Here is a 20686-nt window from a genome sequence, read left to right as displayed (position 1 = left end):
AAGCGTTGTATATTCTGTGTCAGACAAGGAATCAAGTTCAGTTAATAAGACGCTATTAACTAAATTTGCTGACTCAGTATCACTCAAAACAGGCTAGAATACTGGTCTATTATTTTTTCAAATGCCGCCTGTATACGTTTTAAATAATATTTTCTTTAATAGTTTTGAGTGTGTTATAATAATGCTATTTTATGTATATTATTATCTAAAATTAATTTTATATAACTTTAATTCTGATTTTTATAATAATAAAAAAGAGTGCATCAGAATGATAAACCATTCTATAATACACCCCCATTTGATAATATTACGAAACTTCTCTCAATATATATTCTATACGTTGAACAAATAATTCTTTATTTAAAATTAATTCTTCCTCTTTTAATAGCTTTAAGTTTTTAAAAACTATTTCTATATTTCTTAAAGGTATTTCTATTTCTCCATGATACTTTTCTTTTAATTCATTAAAATTTTCATTAATATATTCTAGTGTTTCTAGCATATCTTTAATAGAATATTTTTCTTGATATATTTTAGCTTTTAAATCTAAAAAATATTTTTCTTTAAAATTAGATAAATTTTTTAAAAGATAATTTTTATTTTCTTTTTGCCACAATTCATAATCTTCAATACATACATCTTGTTTTAATATACTTATTGGTATATTAATTAATTTTTCAAATTCTTCTTTATCAATATCCCATATTGTATTTCTAATTTCAGCAACTAACCATCTTATTGTTTGTAAATCATAATCTCCACTAATAAATTCCCGTTTAATATTATTAAATCTTTTTTTAGTTAACAAATTCATATAATCACCTCAATATAAGTATATTACGTTTTATAAATTGATTATTTATTATTTCTTCTTTATTATTGTTTGTATTATACATTTTTTTATTACTACTATTTATTTTTTCTAAAACAAATAGTAGTAATATGTTTTAATATATATATATTCTAATTAAGTTAATACATTTATAAATATTATAAGATTTATATTAATGAACAAACTTTATTGGGACTTATATATCTTTCTCAATTTATAATACTCAATTCTCATATATTTTGATAATAAAAATAGCTCTTAAGTGAGAGTTAAAAGGTAATAATTGAAATTTTATATCTGATTTTTGGAACTTCCCCAAAGGACATTTTATATTTTATTTTTCGAATTTACTCAACGAATATATTATTCTAGTTTTCTTTTATTAAGCTTCCTGTACCACTAATAAACTTTTATATTTATTGTTTATTAACTTAAATACTGGTATACCTAATATAGTTACAACAACGAATTCTCCTATCGCTACTTCTCCTATTGATAACAGTAATGGGATTTGAAATAGATGATTAAGCATAAAACCTATAATTAAACCATTAAATATAGTTGGCCATAATGATGCTATAATTAATGAAATTTTATTATTTTTAATATATACAGATGTTAAAGAAACTGATATAACACTAATAAATGTTGCTAAAGTTCCAAATATAACGTCAAGCATTCCATTAGGTCCTAGTATATTAGAAATAAAACATCCAAGTGTAAGGCCCACAATGTAAAAAGGATCAAAAAATGCTAATAGTACCATAATTTCAGATATTCTAAATTGCAAACTTCCATAGCTTATAGGTGCTAAAGCAATAGTTAATGTTGCGTAAAGTGCTGCTATAATTGCTGTTCTAACCAGTCTTTTTGTTGTTTTATCATTTTTCATTAAAAATTCCTCCTAAAATTATTCATTACAATCAGTTTTCTCAAAAACACTACTTTAAATAAACAAAACTATGTTTCAAGTATATGTAAATATACTTTCTTTTTTATTCATTAGGTTATATATTTTTTATCTCAAACTATATTTTGATATGATTCTTTATAATTCCCTAAAGAAAAAAATCGTAGGATAAAAATCCTACGATAATAAAACACAACAAACATAAGAGTTTTTATAAATTTATATAAAAAACTCTTGATTATTTATTATTTATTAACCGTAGTTTTATTTAAAGTCAGGAGGCTTTCGAACTGACTATATTAAATTTAATCCGTTAAAATTATATCAAACATTGCTATTAATTGCAAGATATGTTATTTTTCATATCCATCTTTATTATTTTTATGCCACATCCATGCATCTTCTATTATTTTAGTTATATTAGTCCTAGTTGGATTCCAACCTAATACTTTTCTAGCTTTATCTGATGATGCAACTAATTTACTTGGATCTCCCGCTCTTCTTTCTCCAATCTTAGCTGGAATAGGATGATTTGTTACTTTTCTTGCTGCTTCTATTATTTCTTTTACTGAAAATCCTTGACTACTTCCCAAATTAAAAATATTGCTTTCTCCACCAGCTATTAAATACTTCATAGCTAAAATATGAGCTTCAATTAAATCTTCAACATGTATATAATCTCTTACACATGTACCATCTTCAGTATCATAATCATCACCATATATAGTTATAAACTCTCTTTTCCCTAATGCTACTTGAAGTACTATTGGAATTAAGTGTGTTTCAGGATTATGATCTTCTCCAATATATCCACCTTCTATTGCCCCTGCAACATTAAAGTAACGAAGCGATACATATTTTGTTCCATATGCTTTATCACACCACTTCATTATTTTCTCCATAGTAAGCTTTGTTTCACCATATGGATTTGTTGGACAAGTTTCCATATCTTCAGTTATTGGAACTTTTTTAGGTTCTCCATAAGTTGCTGCTGTTGATGAAAATACTATATTTTTAACATCAAATTCATTCATAACTTGAAGTAATATTTGTGTTCCATATACATTATTATTAAAATACTTAATTGGTTCTGTCATAGATTCTCCAACTAAAGAATTTGCAGCAAAATGAATAACCGCTTCAAACTTTTCTCTTCTAAAAACATCTCTTAAAAATTCGATATCTCTTATATCTCCTTTATAAAATCTTGCTTTTTTATTAATAGCATCTTCATGTCCAGTTAATAAATTATCTACAACTACAACATCATATTCTTTATCAATTAATTGGCTTACTGCATGAGATCCTATATATCCTGCACCACCTAAAACTAAAATACTCATAAAAAAACCTCATTTCTTTTACTTTATCTATAATTTTATATTTTTATCTTTTATAAGTTTCATTAATTATATAAGTTTTGAAACCAAGTATAATTATACCATATATTTTTTAGTTCAAATAATGTTAAGATATTTTTAATTTATTTTACACTATATTTTAAATAAATTATAATTTTTCTACTTCTTTTTGTATTTCTTGCATTTTTAAATCTGTTGCAGCTATAACGTCTGCACATTCTTTAAGATCTTCCCTTATATGTTTAGGTGTTATTTCACCTTTTTTGTAATACAATTTATGTTCTAGGCTTGCCCAAAAATCCATTGCAATAGTTCTTATTTGAACTTCTACTTTAACATATTCTACATGGTCTGAAAAATATATAGGTACCTCTAAAACTAAATGTAAACTTCTATAACCATTCGGTTTTGGATTTTTAATATAATCTTTTTCTTGAATAAGTTTAATATCATCTTGACCTTTTAACATATCTGCAAGTTCATATATATCACTAACAAATGAGCACACTACTCTTACTCCTGCTATATCATTTAAATTGTCTCTTGCTGATTTAATATTTACATCAAGTTCCATACGTCTAAGTTTTTCTAATATACTTTTTGGAGATTTAACTCTAGACTTCATATATTCTATAGGATTTCTTTTTCTTCTAGTTTTAAATTCATAATCCAAAATATCAAGTTTAGTCTTAATTTCTTTTATTGCAGAACTATAAATCATTAAAATTTCTTGTACTTCATCCAATTTTTCCTCAATATTTTCTGTAGGTATACTTATGTGCTCACCATCAAAAAATATTTTGTCACTATCTCTTACTTCGCTCATCATATCACCTTCACAAACGGTAGTTTTTCCAATTCTTTCTCCAATTGCTATGTTAACATATACATTATAAAAATCAATAGCTTGTCATTATTTTTATTCAATTATTATTTTATCATAAATCCATTTATTATGTAAAAGTAATGAAACTAATATATAATAAAAATAGTCTATTTCAAATACATAAATGTGTTTTTGAAATAGGCTATTTTAAAATTTATTTAATTACTTCTTTTTTACTGGAAAGTATATCTCTGTAATAATATTACCTCCGTCCATCGGTCCTTTTATATATTTTTCATATGGAGGATCAATAAATTCATATCCATTTTTATCAATCCATTCAGTTAATTTTCCATAAGCTTCTGGAAGTTTAGAATATGCTCCAACAAGAGTTGCCATAGCACAAAGTCCACCATTTAAAATTCTAGTAAATTCATTGCTTTCTTTTATAGGAAGTGCTACTTCTGTATCATTATTTTCTGGATCAAACTCACTATCATGATATATTGACATAGGACATCCTACCACTTTAAAGCGTTTAGAATATACCATCTCAAATAGTTTGCCAATATAATAACAATATTCTTCTACATTCATTCTTTGTCTAGAATTAAGAATATTAATATCCTCAGTTTCAACTAATTTAACTTCAATATTATCTATAAATGACATAACATCCAATCCCTTCTTTAAATTTGTTATATCTTTTGTTATCTGCTTTTCTATATATTTAAATTGCTCAATTGTATTTTTTATTTCTAATCTCTTATCAGTTATTTTATTAAGTATAAATTTTTTATCATTAGTTGAAATAATTTCCTTGATCTCTTCAAGAGAAAAATTATATTCTTTAAGTCTAGTAATAAGAAGCATGTCTCTAATTTGAGATATATCATACAACCTATATCCATTTTCCTCATTAATCATTTTAGGTTTTATTAAATCTACATTGTCATAATGTCTTAATGTTCTTGTAGTAACTGAACATATTCTTGAGAATTCTCCTATGTTAAGCAAACTTACCCCTCCAAATCATTAGTTTGTTTTGCTAGCTTAATTTAAGTATAATCTTTTACGTTACGTTAAAGTCAATAAGAAATTTTAAATTTATATTATAAATTTAAAAGAAAATAATATTTCAAAGATATTCCTTATATAGATTCTGATTAGCAAGGGACCATCTCAATTTCAAACGTCCACTTTAAATAAAATATAATAAATAATTAAATGTTATAAGTGTAAATATTGTATTATTCTATATAAATTAATCCATACTAATTATAAATTAAAAGAATATCTTTTTATTAGATTTAGTTGGAGGTATATTAATGAATAGTAAATATTCTGATTTATTTGATACATTAGTTCAATCATATTATCATGGAGATTTTGATGAAACACTTAAGCGTATAATGGTTTGTCATAAAACATCTCCACAAGAAACATTTGCAATTATAACATCACTATGTGGAGTTGATATAAAATTTGATAATAACTATGTTTATAATTTAAAGAAAGCAATAACACAATATACAGTTAATAAAAGAATAATTGAAAAACTTGAATGTTGCAATTCTAATTGTAATCCTGATAAAAATAAAAAATTTACTTGTCAATTAGCATGTCCTTTTAATGCTATATATTATGATACTAAAAACAAATCAACTTGTATTGATGAAGATCGTTGTATACATTGTGGAATTTGCGTAGATGCATGTAAAAATGGAAGAATTCTAGACAAAGTTGAATTTATTCCTGTAATGAATTTAATAAATGAACATGAAACTGTTATTGCTGCTGTAGCACCTGCCATTTCTGGACAATTTGGGGATGATGTTAGTATTGATCAATTAAGAGCTGCTTTTATAAAGTTAGGGTTTACTGATATGATTGAAGTAGCTTTTGCTGCTGATATTCTTACAATAAAAGAATCTGTAGAATTTGATAAGCATGTCAATGGTCCTAATGATTTAATGATTACTTCATGTTGTTGCCCTATGTGGGTAGGAATGCTTAGAAAAGTTTATAAAGATCTTGTTCCTAATCTTTCCCCTTCAGTATCTCCAATGATTGCTGCAGGAAGAATTATTAAAAAATTAAATAAAGACGCTAAAGTAGTTTTTATTGGACCATGCATTGCAAAAAAAGCCGAAGCAAAAGAAAAAGATTTAGCTGGAATAATAGATTTTGTATTAACGTTCCAAGAAGTTGATCAAATATTTAAAGCATTAGATATTAACCCTAGTGAGCTTGAAGGAATTCCTTCTATTGAATATGCATCACGTGGTGGACGTTTATATGCAAGAACTGGTGGTGTTTCAACTGCTGTTTCTGAAACTATAGAAGAACTTTATCCTGAAAAATTTAAATATTTCAAACCTATTAAGGTTGATGGAGTTAAAGATTGTAAGGAAATTCTTGAAAAAGCTCTCAAACATGAAGTTGATGCTAATTTTATAGAAGGTATGGGCTGTCCTGGTGGATGTGTAGGTGGACCTAAAGCTATTATACCTCCTACACAGGGCAAAACGGCAGTTGATGAATTTGCTTATGATTCATCTATTAAAGTCCCTCTTCATAGTCAGACTATTGATGATGTTTTAGAAAAACTTGATATATCTTCAATAGATGATTTTAAAGATGAAGAAAAAGTAGCTATATTTGAACGTAAATTTTAAAATTCTTATAAATAGACTATCTCAAAATTATTTATATATTTGAGATAGTCTTTATTAATTTTTTATATAAATTCATAAGTTTATGCATATTCAAAGAAGCAATAGACTGATATACTCATCCATTTTGAATAATATTGTGTCAATAAATTTAACTTATATCTCGATTAAATAAAGTAATTCCTTATCTTATATAGAATATACAACGCTTTTGAGTCTATTATTTTATATTCCTTATTAGAATTTATACACTTATTTTTAGTAGAAGTATTCTTATAATAATGTTAATATAATATTAACTAAATTTTGTAATTTTTCTCAAACCTCATTTTTTAATTTTATTAACTATTTGTAAGAAAGGAGTTTGTCAATGAAACTAAAAAAATTTACAAGTTTTATTTTAACCTTAACGCTAATATTTTCTATGAGTTTTACTAAAGCATTTGCAACGGAAAATGATAGCAAAAATCTTGAACAAGCTATCGAAAAAGCTAAAAGTATAGTAAACATTCCTGAAAGTTATACAACCTTTTCTCATTCTATAATCCACGATGATACAACAACTAAATTATTAGAACTTAATTGGGCTGAAAAAGGAGGAAAGCAAGGAAATATCTCAGTATCAATTGACGAAAATGGTAATTTATATAATTATTATAAATCTTGTAATGAAGATACTCTTACAGGCATTTCACAAATTACTAAAGAAAAAGCTCAACATTCAGCAGAAGAATTTCTATTAAAAGCACTCCCTTCATATGCAAATTCTATGAAAAAAATTAATACACATGATAATGATACATTAAATAATAATTATTCATTCACATATAAACAATTTGCAAATGATTTACCAACTGATTTTATTTTTGTTAATATAAACGTAAATAAATACACTAATGAAGTTACACTATTTAATTTCTCAAAACCTGATAAAAGCAATTTTGAATATCCTTCTGTAGATAATATTATTAATTATGAACAAGCAAAAAAAGATTATATTGAAAAAATAGGTCTTAATTTAAAATATCATTCTTATTATGATTATAAACAAAATAAACTAAATATATTTCCAGCATATTCTATAGATAATACAAATAACTTAGCGATTAATGCAAAGTCTGGAGACATTATTTATAAAAATAATATTAATCCACTTTATAGAGAAGGGAAAGCAAATAATATTAATGAAACTTTAGATACTTTGACAAAAGAAGAAAATGATGCTATAAAAGATATTTCGGGAATTATTACAAAAGAGGACGCTGAAAATATCTTAAAAAAATATTTACCTAATATAAACTTAACTAATAGCTATTTAAATAAGAACAATATATCTAATCAATATGTATGGCAAATGATGTCTGACAATGCTTATGGTGAAATAGATGCAAAATCTGGTGAATTATTAGCTTTTAATTCATATTATAATGACAATTTGCAAAACAAAAATTTATCAAAGTATGAAGCTAGAAATATTGCAGAAAAGTTTTTAAAAGAAGTAGCTACTAATAAATTTTCTGAAACAGAATATGATACCAATACAGATTTAAGATTAGATAATATATCTAATGATATTAAGCAATATTCTTTTGATTTTATTCGCCAAGTAAATGGAATTGCTTTTGTAGATAATTTTTTAAGAGTTGTAATTGATAAAAATTCAGGTAATATTATCCATTATAACAACGTCTGGTATGATAATGTCACTTTTCCTGATATTAATAATGCTATAAATAAAGAAGTAGCTTTTAATAAGGTTAATGCTAATCAAAATTTCGGATTAAAATACATTATTAATAATAATGATGAGATTTATTTAGCATATGATTTTATAGATTTAAATGGATTTTATCTTATTGATCCTATAAACGGAAACAGATTAGATTTTAATGGTGAGATATATAAAGATTTTAAAATCCCACAATATACAGATATAAATGGACATTGGTGTGAGAAAACAATAAAACACCTTTTAGACAATGGGTATTATCTAAAAGGAGAAAAATTTAATCCTGATAATAACATCACACAAATTAATTTTTTAAGATATTTATATTCACCTACTCAGAATTTTTATAATGATGATGAATTTTATGATATGTTAATTAACACTAATATACTTAAAGAAGAAGAAAAATCTCCAAACAGCTTACTTACAAATCAAGAAATAGCTAAATTAATAGTAAGATATTTAAAATACGAAAAAATAGCACTACATTCAAAAGTATTTGTTAATCCATTTAAAGATGAGATTGATGAAAACTTTAAAGGCTATGCTGCTATATGTTTTGCACTTAATATAATGAATGGAGATAATGAAGGCAAGTTTAATCCTAAAAATAATGTTACCAATGCAGAAGCAGCACAAATTATTTATAATTTACTAATACAAAATTAATTATACTATATAAGTTCCACTAATGTTTGTTCATTAATATAAATAAACATCACTTTCCAGTATAGTTATGAACTTATATACTATGTTTTAAAGTAATTTTTATAGTTTATAATTAAAAAAAGCTATCTCAAAAAACATGTTTATATTATTTGAGATAGCTTTATATTTATTGTATTTTAATATAGTAAATTTATTTTAATACATATAAGTTTTAAATATTAATTGCTTGACCACTTGAATTTTAACTTTGATATAAACCTAACAACAGTAGATGATAACATAATTCCAAATGCAATTGCACCTCCTATTGATAATGTAAGTATACCTTTATTTAAAGCATCATTAAAATTATTCTCAACAATATAACTTATAGTACTATATGCTGTTATACCTGGCACTAATGGAAATATACCTGGTATATAAAACATTGATGCTGGGGTCTTTTTTTTACGAGCCATAAATTCACTATATATATTTACAGCAAAAGCTCCCCAAAATGAACTTATTACCTGACTCCCTGTTTTCTGGAAAACAATACTATAAACTATCCATCCAAAAGCACCAGCAATTCCTGTCCATATTATTTTTCTTCTATCAATATTAAATAATATAACTGGAAATACACTACCTAAAAATGCAAGTATGGTCATTTTTATCAACATATAAATTACATTCCTTTCAAATAAATAATTAATGATGTACCTATTCCTGCACTCACTGCTATAATAACAATAATCGCTTCAAAAAATTTTGCAACACCAGATGAAAAGTCACCATAAAGAATATCTTTTATTCCATTTGTTAAAACAACACCTGGAAGAAGTATCATTATTGCACCTGTAATTACATTATGTTTATTAATTGAACTAATAAGCATTTCGGATAATATACTCCCCCCTCCTATTAGTAATCCTGCCAAATAAAACTCCAAGAATTGAAAAAATCCCAATTCTGAAATCTTTTCAAGTATTACGTATGTAATTAAACATATTATTATAGATGAGATTCCATCTAATAAAGACCCATTAAAGAAGAGTGTATAAATAAATCCCGTCATACATACTGCCATTATTCTTACAGGTAAAGTAAAAGTAGGAGCCTTTTTAATATTATCTAATATCTTTTTAGCTTCCTCATATGATAATGACTTTTCACAAATTTGTCTTGAAAATGAATTTATTAGTTCTATTCTATACAAATCTACATGCTTTTTGTTTACTTTTTTCATTGAAGTAAGCTTATTAACTCCTGATTGTTCTACTGATAACAAAAGACCATTTGACATTGATAGACATTCTCCTGTAAAACCATAAGCTTCACATATTTTTACCACTGTCTCTTCTATTCTATATGTTTCAGCACCATTAGCTAACAATATTTCTCCTGCTGTAAGTGCAATATCAATTACATTTTTTAATTCCATAAGAAGCTCCTTAATTATAGTAATATAAATTTTATACTTCCCTATAATAATATAGTAATTAAGATACTTATATCAAGAATTATTTATTATAAATATTTAAGATAAAAAATAACTACACCACTCTATAATTATGTATTTAAAATATCCCTAATATAGATTCTTTCTAATCTTTAAATCTATAAATTCTATATAATAAAAATCACTTATTTTAAAACGTAAAATTAGGATAAGGCATTGTATTTTCTACAATGCCTTATCCTAAAAATCAAGCCATATAATACTACATTACTTCTATAACTTTTGATACCCACTTGCAAAGATTTGCTGAAGCTTTTTGAGCTGTTTCTACAACTCTTTGGTGTGAATGTTTAACTTTTTGTATTCCTGTTGCCATATTAGTTATACATGCTATTCCTAACACATCAATTCCTAAATAATTAGCTACTATTGTTTCTGGTACCGTTGACATACCAACAGCATCTGCTCCATGTTTTCCTATCATTCTAACTTCAGCAGCAGTTTCATAATATGGCCCCATAAATCCTGCATAAACGCCTTCTTTATATTTTATATCTAATTCGTCTGCAACCTTCTTAGCCTTATTGATAAGATCTATTTTATATGGTTCTGACATATCTGGGAATCTTGTTCCTAATCTTTCATCATTTGCTCCTATTAAAGGGTTTGTTCCAAAAAGGTTTATAAAATCGTTTATAATCATTAATGTTCCTGGTTCAAAATCTGTATTTATTCCACCACAAGCATTTGTTACAATAATCTTTTCGATTCCTAATTTTTTCATTACATATATAGGATATGTTACTTCTTTCATTGTATATCCTTCATAGTAATGAAATCTTCCTTGCATTAATAACACTTCTACGCCATTAATTTTACCAAATGCTAACTTTCCTTCATGACCTTTTACTGTAGATACAGGAAAATTAGGAATATCTTCATAAGATATATATTCAGTATCTTCAACTACATTAACTAAATCACCTAAACCTGAACCTAATATTACTGCAATTTTAGGCTCTCTATTTACTTTGCTCTTTATGTAATCTACAGATTCCATTATTTTATCGTACATAAAATTCCCTCCATTTTTTATATTTAATTATAAGTTGATTTTATAGTTCAAAGTTAATATCTATTATAAAATAGTATATATAATTCTATATATAAAAATCATAATTAAAGATAACATTTAAACTATAAATTAATTACATATATATTACAATATATCCAAAAATAAATCTATATTATGCTTTGATTAATAACTAATAGATATCTATACTATATATAATCTTATAATCTGTAAAATAATATACTATAACTTTATTATTTTAACAAACCTCTTTTTACCAATTTTAATTATATCTTCGTTTTCTATTTGTGAATTATCAAAATCAGTTACCTTTTTGTTATTGATTTGAACACCACCTTGATTTACTAATCTTCTAAATTCATTATTAGAAGCTACTATTCTATTTTTTACAAGAATCGTTCCAGCATCCTTTAATGTATTACATTCTGACGATACTGTTACTTCCGGTACTATTTGAGGTAAACTTCCTTGTTTAAAAACTTGTTCATAGTATTCAATAGCATATTTAGTTTCTTTATCTGTATGATATAAGTTGGTAATAATTTTTGCTAATTCAAACTTAATATCTCTTGGATTTTTGCCTTCTTCTAATTCTTTTTTTATTTCTTCAATTCTATCTGGGTGTTCATCTGTTGCTAATTCAAAATATTTTATAATAAGATTATCTGGAACTTCCATTACCTTTTTAAACATTACCTCAGCTTTTTCATCTACACCAATATAATTACCTAAACTTTTACTCATCTTTTCAACCCCATCTAAACCTTCTAGTATTGGCATAAATATTGCTATTTGCTGCTCCATTCCTATATTTTTTTGAAGGGTTCTTCCCATAAGAATATTAAATGTTTGATCTGTTCCTCCTAATTCTATATCAGCCTTTAACTTAATAGAATCATATCCTTGCATTAGTGGATAAAAAAATTCATGGATTCCAATAGGTGCATTATTACTGTAACGGTTTTTAAAATCATCTCTTTCCAACATTCTAGCAACAGTTGTTGTTGCAGCTAACTTTAATACTTCTTCAAAACTTAACTTTGATAACCATTCACTATTAAATCTAATTTCAGTTTTTTCTTTATCCAATACTTTTAAAATTTGTTTTTGATAAGTTAATGCATTTTCTAAAACTTGTTCTTGAGTCAACGGTTTTCTTGTTTTTGATTTACCTGTTGGATCTCCAATTTTACCTGTAAAATCCCCAATTAAAATAACAGCCTTATGACCTAAATCTTGCATTTGTTTTATTTTTCTTAAAACAACAGCATGACCTAAATGTATATCCGGAGCACTTGGATCTAATCCTAGCTTAATTATTAATGGTTTATTTTCTTTTTCTGATTTTATAAGTTTTTCTTTCAATTCATCAACACTTATAATATCTGCTGCTCCTTTTGATATAATTTTAATTTGTTCATCAATTGTTTTTTTCATATCTTTTAACTCCTTATATTTTAAATTTTATATAAGCAAGTTCTATAAGATTCAATATGCAATAAAAAATCGCTAAGTGACTATGGAATGTCAATTTTTTAGCCATGCACCCTTTCCAAACATATTGCAGGAAGAATGGTGCGGCATATGATTATTTTTTATTCTTTAGGAATACTTATCATAACTCTAAAATATTCTAGAAGTTATCCTCATATTATTTAGTAATATAATTTCTTAAAGAATAAAAAAACTCTCATCCTTTATATATAAAGGACGAGAGCATATCTCGTGTTACCACCCTAATTCATTAATCACTCACATAATTAACCTCTTCAAGTACGCCACATCTGGTTATACTTTAGCACTATAACGGGTGCAGGGAACCGTCATCACCTACTTAGAAAAATTTCTTTTCAGCTTGAAGCTCTAAGATGTATTCAAAATCAGTATCCATGCACCTCTCATCAACCGGTAACTTTCTGTTTGGTTTAACTAATCTCTACTTGTTCTTTTCATTGCTTTTATTGAAAATCTCATACTCCGAAATATAATAAATTATAAATCTTAGTTATGCGATATATATTAAATTATTTATAATTATAGTTAAGTAACATTTTTTTGTCAAGTAAAAGTTATTATTTCCCATGTATTATTTATAATATATATTTAAAATAATACATCATATACTGTAGATTAACATTATTCTAAAATACAATCTTGAAGTATTTTACGGCTAATTTACTATATACTTGATAGTTAATTTAAATGCAAAAAAACAACTACCCTAAAATTGAATATAGTAATCCCGTAAAAGGATTAACTTATAATCAACTATTAAGGTAGTTGGTAGAAACGTTCAACCTATTATGAACTTATATAAGTTAATATTACACATTTTAATGATTATATTTAGTCTTTCTCGCTACCGCCAAATTTGTTTTATTTATTATTAATAATGTTAAATCGTACTATAAAAACTTAATATAAATATTATATTTAATAAATACATGATTTTAAACTATAATTTTAATAACTTAAGTTTCTCATCTTTTATTCTATTTACATTATAATAAACTTTTTCCATATCTATGTTAGTAAAAATACCATTTTTATATACAACATTACCATCTATCATTGATAAACATATATCACTTGCTTGTGCAGAATAAAATATGTTTGCTAATACATCAAATGCTGGTTGCATATGAGGTTTATCAAAATCATATATAATAATATCTGCTCTATTGCCAACCTTAATGCATCCACAATCTTCTCTACCTTGTGATACTGCACCATTTAAGCAAGAAATTTTTAATATATCTTTTTGTCCTAAAAATAATGGATCATTATTAGCTCCTTTGTGTAATAATGCTGCAAGATTAACTTCCTCTAACATATTAAGATTATTATTACTTGCTGCACCATCTGTTCCAATAGTAACATTAATATCATGCTCTAACATTGTTTTTATTGGTGCTATACCACTTCCAAGTTTTAAATTACTTGTTGGACAATGTGATACTGTAACTCCATTTTCTTTAAGTATATTAAAATCATCACCTTCTAAGAAAACACAATGAGCTGCTGTTGTTTTACTTTTAAATGTTCCACATTTAAAGAAATATTCTGCTGGTGTTAAACCATGTCTTTCTTTACAAGCTTGTTGTTCTTTTGCTGTTTCTGAAAGATGAATATGCATATTCATATTAGCTTCATTACAATATTCAGAAATCTGTCTAACTACTTTTTCTGTTGAAGTATACTCAGCATGAATAGAAACATCTCCTCGGATACGATCATGCACAGATGTTTTTACATAATTTCTAATAAATTCAGTATCTTTATATGATCTATCCTTAAAATAATCTTCGTTATCATCAAATTTAAGATATGAATTTGAAATATTAGCTTTTATACCTGTTTCTTCAATAGCTTGTACTAAAGTTTCAAGACGAGAATACATATCAGTAAATGATACAACTCCACTTTTAATCATTTCACTAATTCCTAATAAAGTTCCCCAATAACAATCTTCATCAGTAAGTAAAGCTTCAAATGGAAATATTTTCTCTTGTAGCCAACGTTGTAATGGCAACCCTTCTCCATATCCTCTAAGTAATGTCATAGGAACATGGCAATGAGTGTTAAAAAAACCTGGCATTGCTACTTTATTTTTTCCATCGTATATCTCACCATTATAATCTTTAGGTATTTCTGATCCAATATACTTAACCTGATTTCCTTCAACTAATACATTGGTATCTTTAATAACATCATAATTTTCATTAACAATTGTAATATTTTTAAATAACATAATAAGTACCCTCATTTCTTTTTTATTTGCGGTAGCGGCTACTTATAATTTTAATTATATTAACAAAAAAAATTGAATATTTCAATAGCAATTTTTTGTTATTTTAAATTTATACTTTTAAATTAAGACATATTCAGAAAATAATATACTCGTATGCTCATCTATTTTGCGTTAGCAAATTTAGCCAATAGTCTGCTATTAACTGAGCTTCTTTCCTTATCTTACGCAAAATATACACCCATTCTTTAAACTATTATTTTGTTTCATATGCCTAATTTTATTATTGCTCTTTTAAAAGTTTTTTAAGTTTATTTTGAACTAACCATAACTTCTTTTGTTTTCTGTTGTAAGCAACCATTCTATTCTTATTATTTTTATTTTCATCTAATAATCTTATATATTCTTCATCTGCAATTCTTAATGCATCTTCAATAACTAAAAGTTCATCCTTAGTGAACATATTATCTCCTCCTTTTAATCATTATGTTAAATTTACTTGAACATTATAACATAAATTATATTTTAAGGCACATTAAAGAAATTAATATATATAATACATCTATATTATATATGTTAAATTTACTTAAAATATATACATATAACTTAAGACTTTGCCCTTATTGTGGACATTAAAATTATACAGAGTATAATTAATATATAAATTATACTTAAAGGAGGGGTTGTATATGTTTTACTCTGACTACCATATGCATTGTCATTATTCAGCAGATTCAACTACACCCATGATAGACATGATAAAAAAATCAATAGAATTAGGACTTAAAGAAATTTGTTTTACCGATCACATAGATTATGATGTGCTTGGAAATCCTAATGTAAAAATTGATTATGACAAATATTTAGAGGAATTAGAATTCTATAAAAATAAATATTCCAATAAAATTTCTATAAAAAAGGGTATCGAAATGGGACTTCAAAGTCATATTTTAGAACAATGTTCTAAAGAAATTCGTGAACACGACTTAGACTTTGTTATTGGCTCAATACATACAATAGATAGATTTGAATTATGTACTGGAGATTTTCATAAAGGTAAAACTCAATTTGAAGTATATGAAGGATATTATAAAACTCTATTAAATATTGTTAATTCTTTTACAGACTACTCAGTTTTAGGACATGTTGATTTAATTAAAAGATATGGAAATTATGATACTATTTTAGATGATAGTTTATTTAACGACTATTTAGAATCAATATTAAAAAAGGTTATTGAAAATGGTAAAGGTATTGAACTTAATACCTCTTCATTTAAATACAAATTACCTGATTTAACACCTTCTACAAACATACTTAAAATGTACAAGCATTTAGGTGGAGAAATCATTACTGTTGGATCTGATTCTCATATTACTTCTCAAATTGCAACTGAATTTCCATATGTTCATGATGTTCTTAGAGAAATTGGATTTAAATATGTCTGTAGATTTAATAAAATGAAACCTGAATTTATAAAACTATAATATTCCCTATTAGTTTTACAAAACAACATAAATCTATAATTTTAAAAAATATCTTTTAAATTACTTTTTCTAAATTTAAAAGATATTTTTTTATATCTATTCCTCCTGAATATCCAACTAATTTACCATTTGCTCCAATTACTCTATGACAAGGAATGAAAATAGGAATTGGATTTCTATTATTTGCAAGTCCTACTGCTCTTGATGCCTTTTCATTACCAATAGATTTTGCGACTTCTCCATATGTACAAGTCTCACCATATGGGATGAGAGTTAGTGAACTCCAAACCTTCATCATAAAATCAGTTCCTTCAAGTTGAAGTGGTAATGCGAAGTCTTTTCTATCTCCTAAAAGATAACTTTTCAATTGAGAGTATGCTTCTTTTATAAGTTTCGTTTCACTTAAGTTAAAATTATCTTTTAAATCTATTCTTTCAAAATATAGATTTGTGATAGCATTGCCATTTTCAGCAATCCCTATTTCACCAATATCTGTTTGATAAAAAAATATGTTTTTCATCCTATCATCCCCTTTATAACATATAGAAAAATCTTTTTTAATATTTATATATATTTTAAACTATTATTTATTCTTGGCTTAAAACACATATACAACCTAAGAATAAATCAAACTTTATTAAGTGTCAATTTATATATTTATTTGAGTGCATATCTTAAGATATACCTATGAAAAGCTTGTGAAAACGAGTATATAATGATTAGCTATTTTTCATATTTACCCTAAAAAATACATAAAAATATGTGAAGCAGATACATTTGATTTTAAAATTTATATTTTAATGCAATCTCTTCACATATTTTTTATTTAATTATTTTAAATTATTTTTCTTCATAACTTTTTGTATCAACAAGTACATAAGATGTGTTTGCTGGCACAATTATTTTTCCACCTTCTATTTTACCTAGCTCTTCTATTCCTGCTTTATCTTTATTCACTACAATTGTCCAATTATTATCTGGTAAGTTTACTTTAACTGGTTTTGAATTTGAATTAAATATAACCGCAATGTTTTCCCATTTATCTTCTACCGCTTTACCATCTAAAGTATATGCAACAACATTATCTTCTTCAAAATCTTTTCCTTTTTCTAAAAACTTAAGATTTTGTTGAATATCTTCAGTTTTACCCATTCTAAATGCCTTATGTGATGCTCTTAATTCAATTAAACCTTTATAATATTCATATAAATTTCTATATTTTTCAATTCTATTCCAATCTAATTTATTAATATCATCTGAAGAAGTATAACTATTTTTATTAAGACTTCCATCTTCATTAACTTTTGTTCTAGCAAATTCTTCTCCTGCTTGAATAAATGGAATACCTTGTGATGTAAACACTACTGCTGCTGCTATCTTATTCATATTTTGTAATTCTTTATCTGATTTATTAGGTTCAACAGTTTGTAATCTATCCCATAAAGTTAAGTCATCATGACATGATACATAATTTATTGCTTGATAAGGTTCATTTGCCCATGGCTTTTTTGAATATCTCACTTTACTATAATCTATATCATCATGTCTAGTAGAACCAACTATTCCAAATTTCACCCATTCTTCAAACCCTGGTTGTCCATTAACAAATGCTGGTTCAGTATCATTAAATACATTTCCTTTTAATCCATCTCTTATATCATCACTAAACATACCTATTTGCATTTTCCCAAATTCAGATGCATTAATTTTTAATGCTTGTTTCTCCTCTGGTAATGCACATGGACCAGCAGCCCAACCTTCACCATATATTAATATATTTTTATCAATCTTGTCCAATTCTTGTCTTATTTGTTTCATTGTTTCAATATCATGATTTGCCATCAAGTCAAATCTAAATCCATCAATATGATATTCTTTTACCCAATATTTAACTGAATCGATAATAAGTTTTCTAGCCATTGAACGATCTGATGCCACCTCACTACGACAACCAGAACCATTAGAAAAATTTCCTTCTGAATCTTGACGATAATAGTAATCTGGTACAGCTAAATTAAGTACTGAATTTTGGCTCGAATCAGTATGATTATAAACCACATCCATAATAACTCTTATACCTTGTTTATGAAGTTCATTTACCATTTCTTTAAACTCTTTTATTCTAATTCTACCATCATAAGGATTAGATGAATATGAACCCTCTGGAACATTATAATTCTGTGGGTCATACCCCCAATTAAATTGTGGTATATTAAGCTTAGTTTCATCTACTGATGTATAATCAAAACTTGGCATTAATTGAACAGTATTCACTCCTAATTCTTTTAAATGAGCAACTCCTGTTTTAATATCTCCATCTGGAATTGTTGTTCCATCTTGCCAAACCCCTTTATATTTACCTCTATATTCTAAATTAATTCCTGAATTTTCATCTATAGATAAATCTCTGATATGCATTTCATAAATTGTAGCATCTGTTGGATTTTTAAGTTCTGGTCTTCTATCCTTTTCCCATCCTGATGGATTTGTTGACCCTAAGTTAATTACCATTCCTCTATTTCCATTCACTCCAACTGCTTTTGCATAAGGATCTGTAACCTCATTTTCTTTTCCATTGATAGTTACTAAATAATTATAATAAACACCATCTAAATCTCCACTTTCTTTAGCTGTCCAAATTCCATTTTCACCTTTAACCATATCTAATGTTTTTTCAGCAGGCGAATAATATAAATTTCCATCTTTTCCGTAAAAGACTACTTTTACATCACTTGCTGTTGGTGCCCATAAAATAAAATTTGTTTCGTCATTATTATAAATTGCTCCTAAATTTCCATCATATGAATATAAACTTTCAAATTCATTACTTCCATATACTTTTCTTAAATCAGCATTTTTCATCCCATAACCAGGAATCTCCAAAGAATATATCTTTTTTAAATCTATATTTTTTTTGAGTTTAATGCTACCTTTTAATCCACTTTTATCAAGATCAGCAGAATATAAATCCTTACTGATAACGATACCATTTTCTTTTAAAATAAAATCATCAGTATTAAAATTTTCAGCATTTAATTTAAAATTAATCTCATTAATTGAATCAATTTTTAAAGAAGTTATTCTATTTCTAGTTTGATCATCAATACTCATATAAACATTTTCATCACCTTCAATGATATATGCATTTATCTCTCCCTTATTATTTGCATATGCAAGATCTATACTTCTATCTTTATCTATATCCTTAGCTTGCCATTCATCTCCACCTTTTCTGATTATAAAAGATATCTCCTTTTTATTATTTTCATTTGATTTATTAATTTTTGCTACTTTACCATACTCATCTTCTTTAGTAAATTCATAGCCTTTTGCATCATTTTCATCACACCAAGACCATACATCCCATGAATCATAATTTTTATCATTTCTACAATAATGTAAATTTAATTTTATATTTTTATAATGTCTGTTAAGTTCTTTATCTTCTCTATTAACTCCTTTTTTTTGTTGATTTATAATAATTTCTCTATCACCATTATTTAAATCTATCACCTCATCGCCAGTAGCTTTATCATCCCAATTGCCTTTTCTAATAATAAAAAACAATTGATTCATTTTTTTATTAGCTTTTATAACTGCAAATTTTCCATCAATGTCTTCTCCACTAAAACTAGCCATTTTCCCTTCTTTGTCTTTTTCCCAATACCATACATTCCAGTCATTATAATCTCTATCCACTCTGTTATATCTTATCTTTAGATAAACTGTGTCATCTGTTTCACTAGCTTGTACTTTGTTAATTGGTATTTGAATCATTGTAAACATGAACATTATTACCAATATACTTGCTATAAAATTCTTATTTCTATTCATATACATACCCCTCCCTTGTAAATATTTACATTTAAATTGTACCATTTTTTATAATTTTTAAATATTGTAATTTTTTACAAA

General features: G+C 25.8%; 16 protein-coding genes, 1 riboswitch and 1 other annotated feature. Of the genes, 3 read left to right on the top strand and 13 right to left on the bottom strand.

Annotated features, from left to right (window positions below; translation table 11 throughout):
* Positions 1 to 307: 307 nt before the first annotated feature.
* From ACYUET_RS03360 to ACYUET_RS03340, 5 genes are all read right to left on the bottom strand, one after another.
* Entirely contained in the window at positions 308 to 814 is a 507-nt protein-coding gene (locus ACYUET_RS03360; RefSeq protein WP_460277830.1) for a hypothetical protein, read from the bottom strand.
* Between the two features lie 400 nt (positions 815 to 1214).
* The gene (locus ACYUET_RS03355; RefSeq protein ID WP_460277829.1) at positions 1215 to 1724 is read right to left on the bottom strand and encodes a QueT transporter family protein; all 510 of its coding nucleotides are present in this window, start codon (positions 1722 to 1724) and stop codon (positions 1215 to 1217) included.
* 371 nt (positions 1725 to 2095) lie between these two features.
* A complete protein-coding gene (galE, locus tag ACYUET_RS03350; protein ID WP_460277828.1) occupies positions 2096 to 3085 on the bottom strand; it encodes a UDP-glucose 4-epimerase GalE in 990 nt (329 codons plus the stop codon).
* A gap of 166 nt (positions 3086 to 3251) precedes the next feature.
* A complete protein-coding gene (locus ACYUET_RS03345) occupies positions 3252 to 3929 on the bottom strand; it encodes a GTP pyrophosphokinase (RefSeq protein ID WP_460277827.1) in 678 nt (225 codons plus the stop codon).
* A gap of 222 nt (positions 3930 to 4151) precedes the next feature.
* Positions 4152 to 4946, bottom strand: coding sequence for a MerR family transcriptional regulator (locus ACYUET_RS03340; RefSeq protein ID WP_460277826.1), 795 nt, complete (start codon positions 4944 to 4946; stop codon positions 4152 to 4154).
* Between the two features lie 311 nt (positions 4947 to 5257).
* Between ACYUET_RS03340 and ACYUET_RS03335 the strand changes: the two genes are divergently transcribed.
* Together ACYUET_RS03335 and ACYUET_RS03330 are read left to right on the top strand one after the other, a co-directional pair.
* Positions 5258 to 6607 carry a [Fe-Fe] hydrogenase large subunit C-terminal domain-containing protein gene (locus ACYUET_RS03335; protein ID WP_460277825.1) on the top strand — a complete coding sequence of 450 codons (1350 nt, stop codon included), beginning with the start codon at positions 5258 to 5260 and terminating at the stop codon, positions 6605 to 6607.
* Positions 6608 to 6974: 367 nt separating this feature from the next.
* Positions 6975 to 9002, top strand: a complete 2028-nt coding sequence (locus tag ACYUET_RS03330) for a YcdB/YcdC domain-containing protein (protein ID WP_460277824.1) — start codon at positions 6975 to 6977, stop codon at positions 9000 to 9002.
* A 218-nt stretch (positions 9003 to 9220) separates the two neighbouring features.
* On the opposite strand, the gene ACYUET_RS03325 is transcribed toward ACYUET_RS03330, so the two are convergent.
* The 6 genes from ACYUET_RS03325 to ACYUET_RS03300 form a co-directional block, all read right to left on the bottom strand.
* Positions 9221 to 9664: a threonine/serine exporter family protein gene (locus ACYUET_RS03325; RefSeq protein ID WP_460277823.1), complete on the bottom strand. Its 444-nt coding sequence runs from the start codon at positions 9662 to 9664 to the stop codon at positions 9221 to 9223.
* A 5-nt stretch (positions 9665 to 9669) separates the two neighbouring features.
* A complete protein-coding gene (locus ACYUET_RS03320; protein ID WP_460277822.1) occupies positions 9670 to 10425 on the bottom strand; it encodes a threonine/serine exporter family protein in 756 nt (251 codons plus the stop codon).
* 280 nt (positions 10426 to 10705) lie between these two features.
* Positions 10706 to 11518 (bottom strand): purine-nucleoside phosphorylase, encoded by an 813-nt coding sequence (locus tag ACYUET_RS03315; RefSeq protein WP_460277821.1) that lies wholly within the window; start codon positions 11516 to 11518, stop codon positions 10706 to 10708.
* A gap of 240 nt (positions 11519 to 11758) precedes the next feature.
* Positions 11759 to 12973 carry a tyrosine--tRNA ligase gene (gene tyrS, locus ACYUET_RS03310; RefSeq protein ID WP_460277820.1) on the bottom strand — a complete coding sequence of 405 codons (1215 nt, stop codon included), beginning with the start codon at positions 12971 to 12973 and terminating at the stop codon, positions 11759 to 11761.
* A gap of 266 nt (positions 12974 to 13239) precedes the next feature.
* Positions 13240 to 13498 (bottom strand) — a binding site (T-box leader).
* A gap of 279 nt (positions 13499 to 13777) precedes the next feature.
* Positions 13778 to 13873, bottom strand: a riboswitch (purine riboswitch).
* A gap of 118 nt (positions 13874 to 13991) precedes the next feature.
* Positions 13992 to 15287 carry an amidohydrolase gene (locus ACYUET_RS03305; RefSeq protein WP_460277819.1) on the bottom strand — a complete coding sequence of 432 codons (1296 nt, stop codon included), beginning with the start codon at positions 15285 to 15287 and terminating at the stop codon, positions 13992 to 13994.
* Between the two features lie 280 nt (positions 15288 to 15567).
* Positions 15568 to 15747 (bottom strand): hypothetical protein, encoded by a 180-nt coding sequence (locus ACYUET_RS03300; protein WP_460277818.1) that lies wholly within the window; start codon positions 15745 to 15747, stop codon positions 15568 to 15570.
* A gap of 226 nt (positions 15748 to 15973) precedes the next feature.
* Between ACYUET_RS03300 and ACYUET_RS03295 the strand changes: the two genes are divergently transcribed.
* On the top strand, positions 15974 to 16771 hold the full coding sequence (locus ACYUET_RS03295; protein WP_460277817.1) for a histidinol-phosphatase HisJ family protein: 798 nt from the start codon (positions 15974 to 15976) through the stop codon (positions 16769 to 16771).
* A 55-nt stretch (positions 16772 to 16826) separates the two neighbouring features.
* Here ACYUET_RS03295 and ACYUET_RS03290 read toward each other — a convergent pair whose 3' ends face one another.
* Together ACYUET_RS03290 and pulA are read right to left on the bottom strand one after the other, a co-directional pair.
* Positions 16827 to 17291, bottom strand: coding sequence for a methylated-DNA--[protein]-cysteine S-methyltransferase (locus tag ACYUET_RS03290; RefSeq protein ID WP_460277816.1), 465 nt, complete (start codon positions 17289 to 17291; stop codon positions 16827 to 16829).
* Positions 17292 to 17611: 320 nt separating this feature from the next.
* Positions 17612 to 20605 (bottom strand): type I pullulanase, encoded by a 2994-nt coding sequence (gene pulA, locus ACYUET_RS03285; protein WP_460277815.1) that lies wholly within the window; start codon positions 20603 to 20605, stop codon positions 17612 to 17614.
* Between the last annotated feature and the right edge of the window lie 81 nt (positions 20606 to 20686).

The sequence above is a fragment of the Clostridium sp. CTA-5 genome (assembly GCF_054768135.1).
The sequence above is the reverse complement of the archived record's forward strand: the minus strand, read 5'-3'. Positions and strand labels throughout refer to the sequence as shown.

Coding starts and splice junctions, on each gene's coding strand:
- ACYUET_RS03360 (WP_460277830.1), bottom strand. CDS start 814: ATGAATTTGTTAACTAAAAAAAGATTTAATAATATTAAACGGGAATTT.
- ACYUET_RS03355 (WP_460277829.1), bottom strand. CDS start 1,724: ATGAAAAATGATAAAACAACAAAAAGACTGGTTAGAACAGCAATTATA.
- galE (WP_460277828.1), bottom strand. CDS start 3,085: ATGAGTATTTTAGTTTTAGGTGGTGCAGGATATATAGGATCTCATGCA.
- ACYUET_RS03345 (WP_460277827.1), bottom strand. CDS start 3,929: ATGAGCGAAGTAAGAGATAGTGACAAAATATTTTTTGATGGTGAGCAC.
- ACYUET_RS03335 (WP_460277825.1), top strand. CDS start 5,258: ATGAATAGTAAATATTCTGATTTATTTGATACATTAGTTCAATCATAT.
- ACYUET_RS03330 (WP_460277824.1), top strand. CDS start 6,975: ATGAAACTAAAAAAATTTACAAGTTTTATTTTAACCTTAACGCTAATA.
- ACYUET_RS03325 (WP_460277823.1), bottom strand. CDS start 9,664: ATGTTGATAAAAATGACCATACTTGCATTTTTAGGTAGTGTATTTCCA.
- ACYUET_RS03320 (WP_460277822.1), bottom strand. CDS start 10,425: ATGGAATTAAAAAATGTAATTGATATTGCACTTACAGCAGGAGAAATA.
- ACYUET_RS03315 (WP_460277821.1), bottom strand. CDS start 11,518: ATGTACGATAAAATAATGGAATCTGTAGATTACATAAAGAGCAAAGTA.
- tyrS (WP_460277820.1), bottom strand. CDS start 12,973: ATGAAAAAAACAATTGATGAACAAATTAAAATTATATCAAAAGGAGCA.
- ACYUET_RS03305 (WP_460277819.1), bottom strand. CDS start 15,287: ATGTTATTTAAAAATATTACAATTGTTAATGAAAATTATGATGTTATT.
- ACYUET_RS03300 (WP_460277818.1), bottom strand. CDS start 15,747: ATGTTCACTAAGGATGAACTTTTAGTTATTGAAGATGCATTAAGAATT.
- ACYUET_RS03295 (WP_460277817.1), top strand. CDS start 15,974: ATGTTTTACTCTGACTACCATATGCATTGTCATTATTCAGCAGATTCA.
- ACYUET_RS03290 (WP_460277816.1), bottom strand. CDS start 17,291: ATGAAAAACATATTTTTTTATCAAACAGATATTGGTGAAATAGGGATT.
- pulA (WP_460277815.1), bottom strand. CDS start 20,605: ATGAATAGAAATAAGAATTTTATAGCAAGTATATTGGTAATAATGTTC.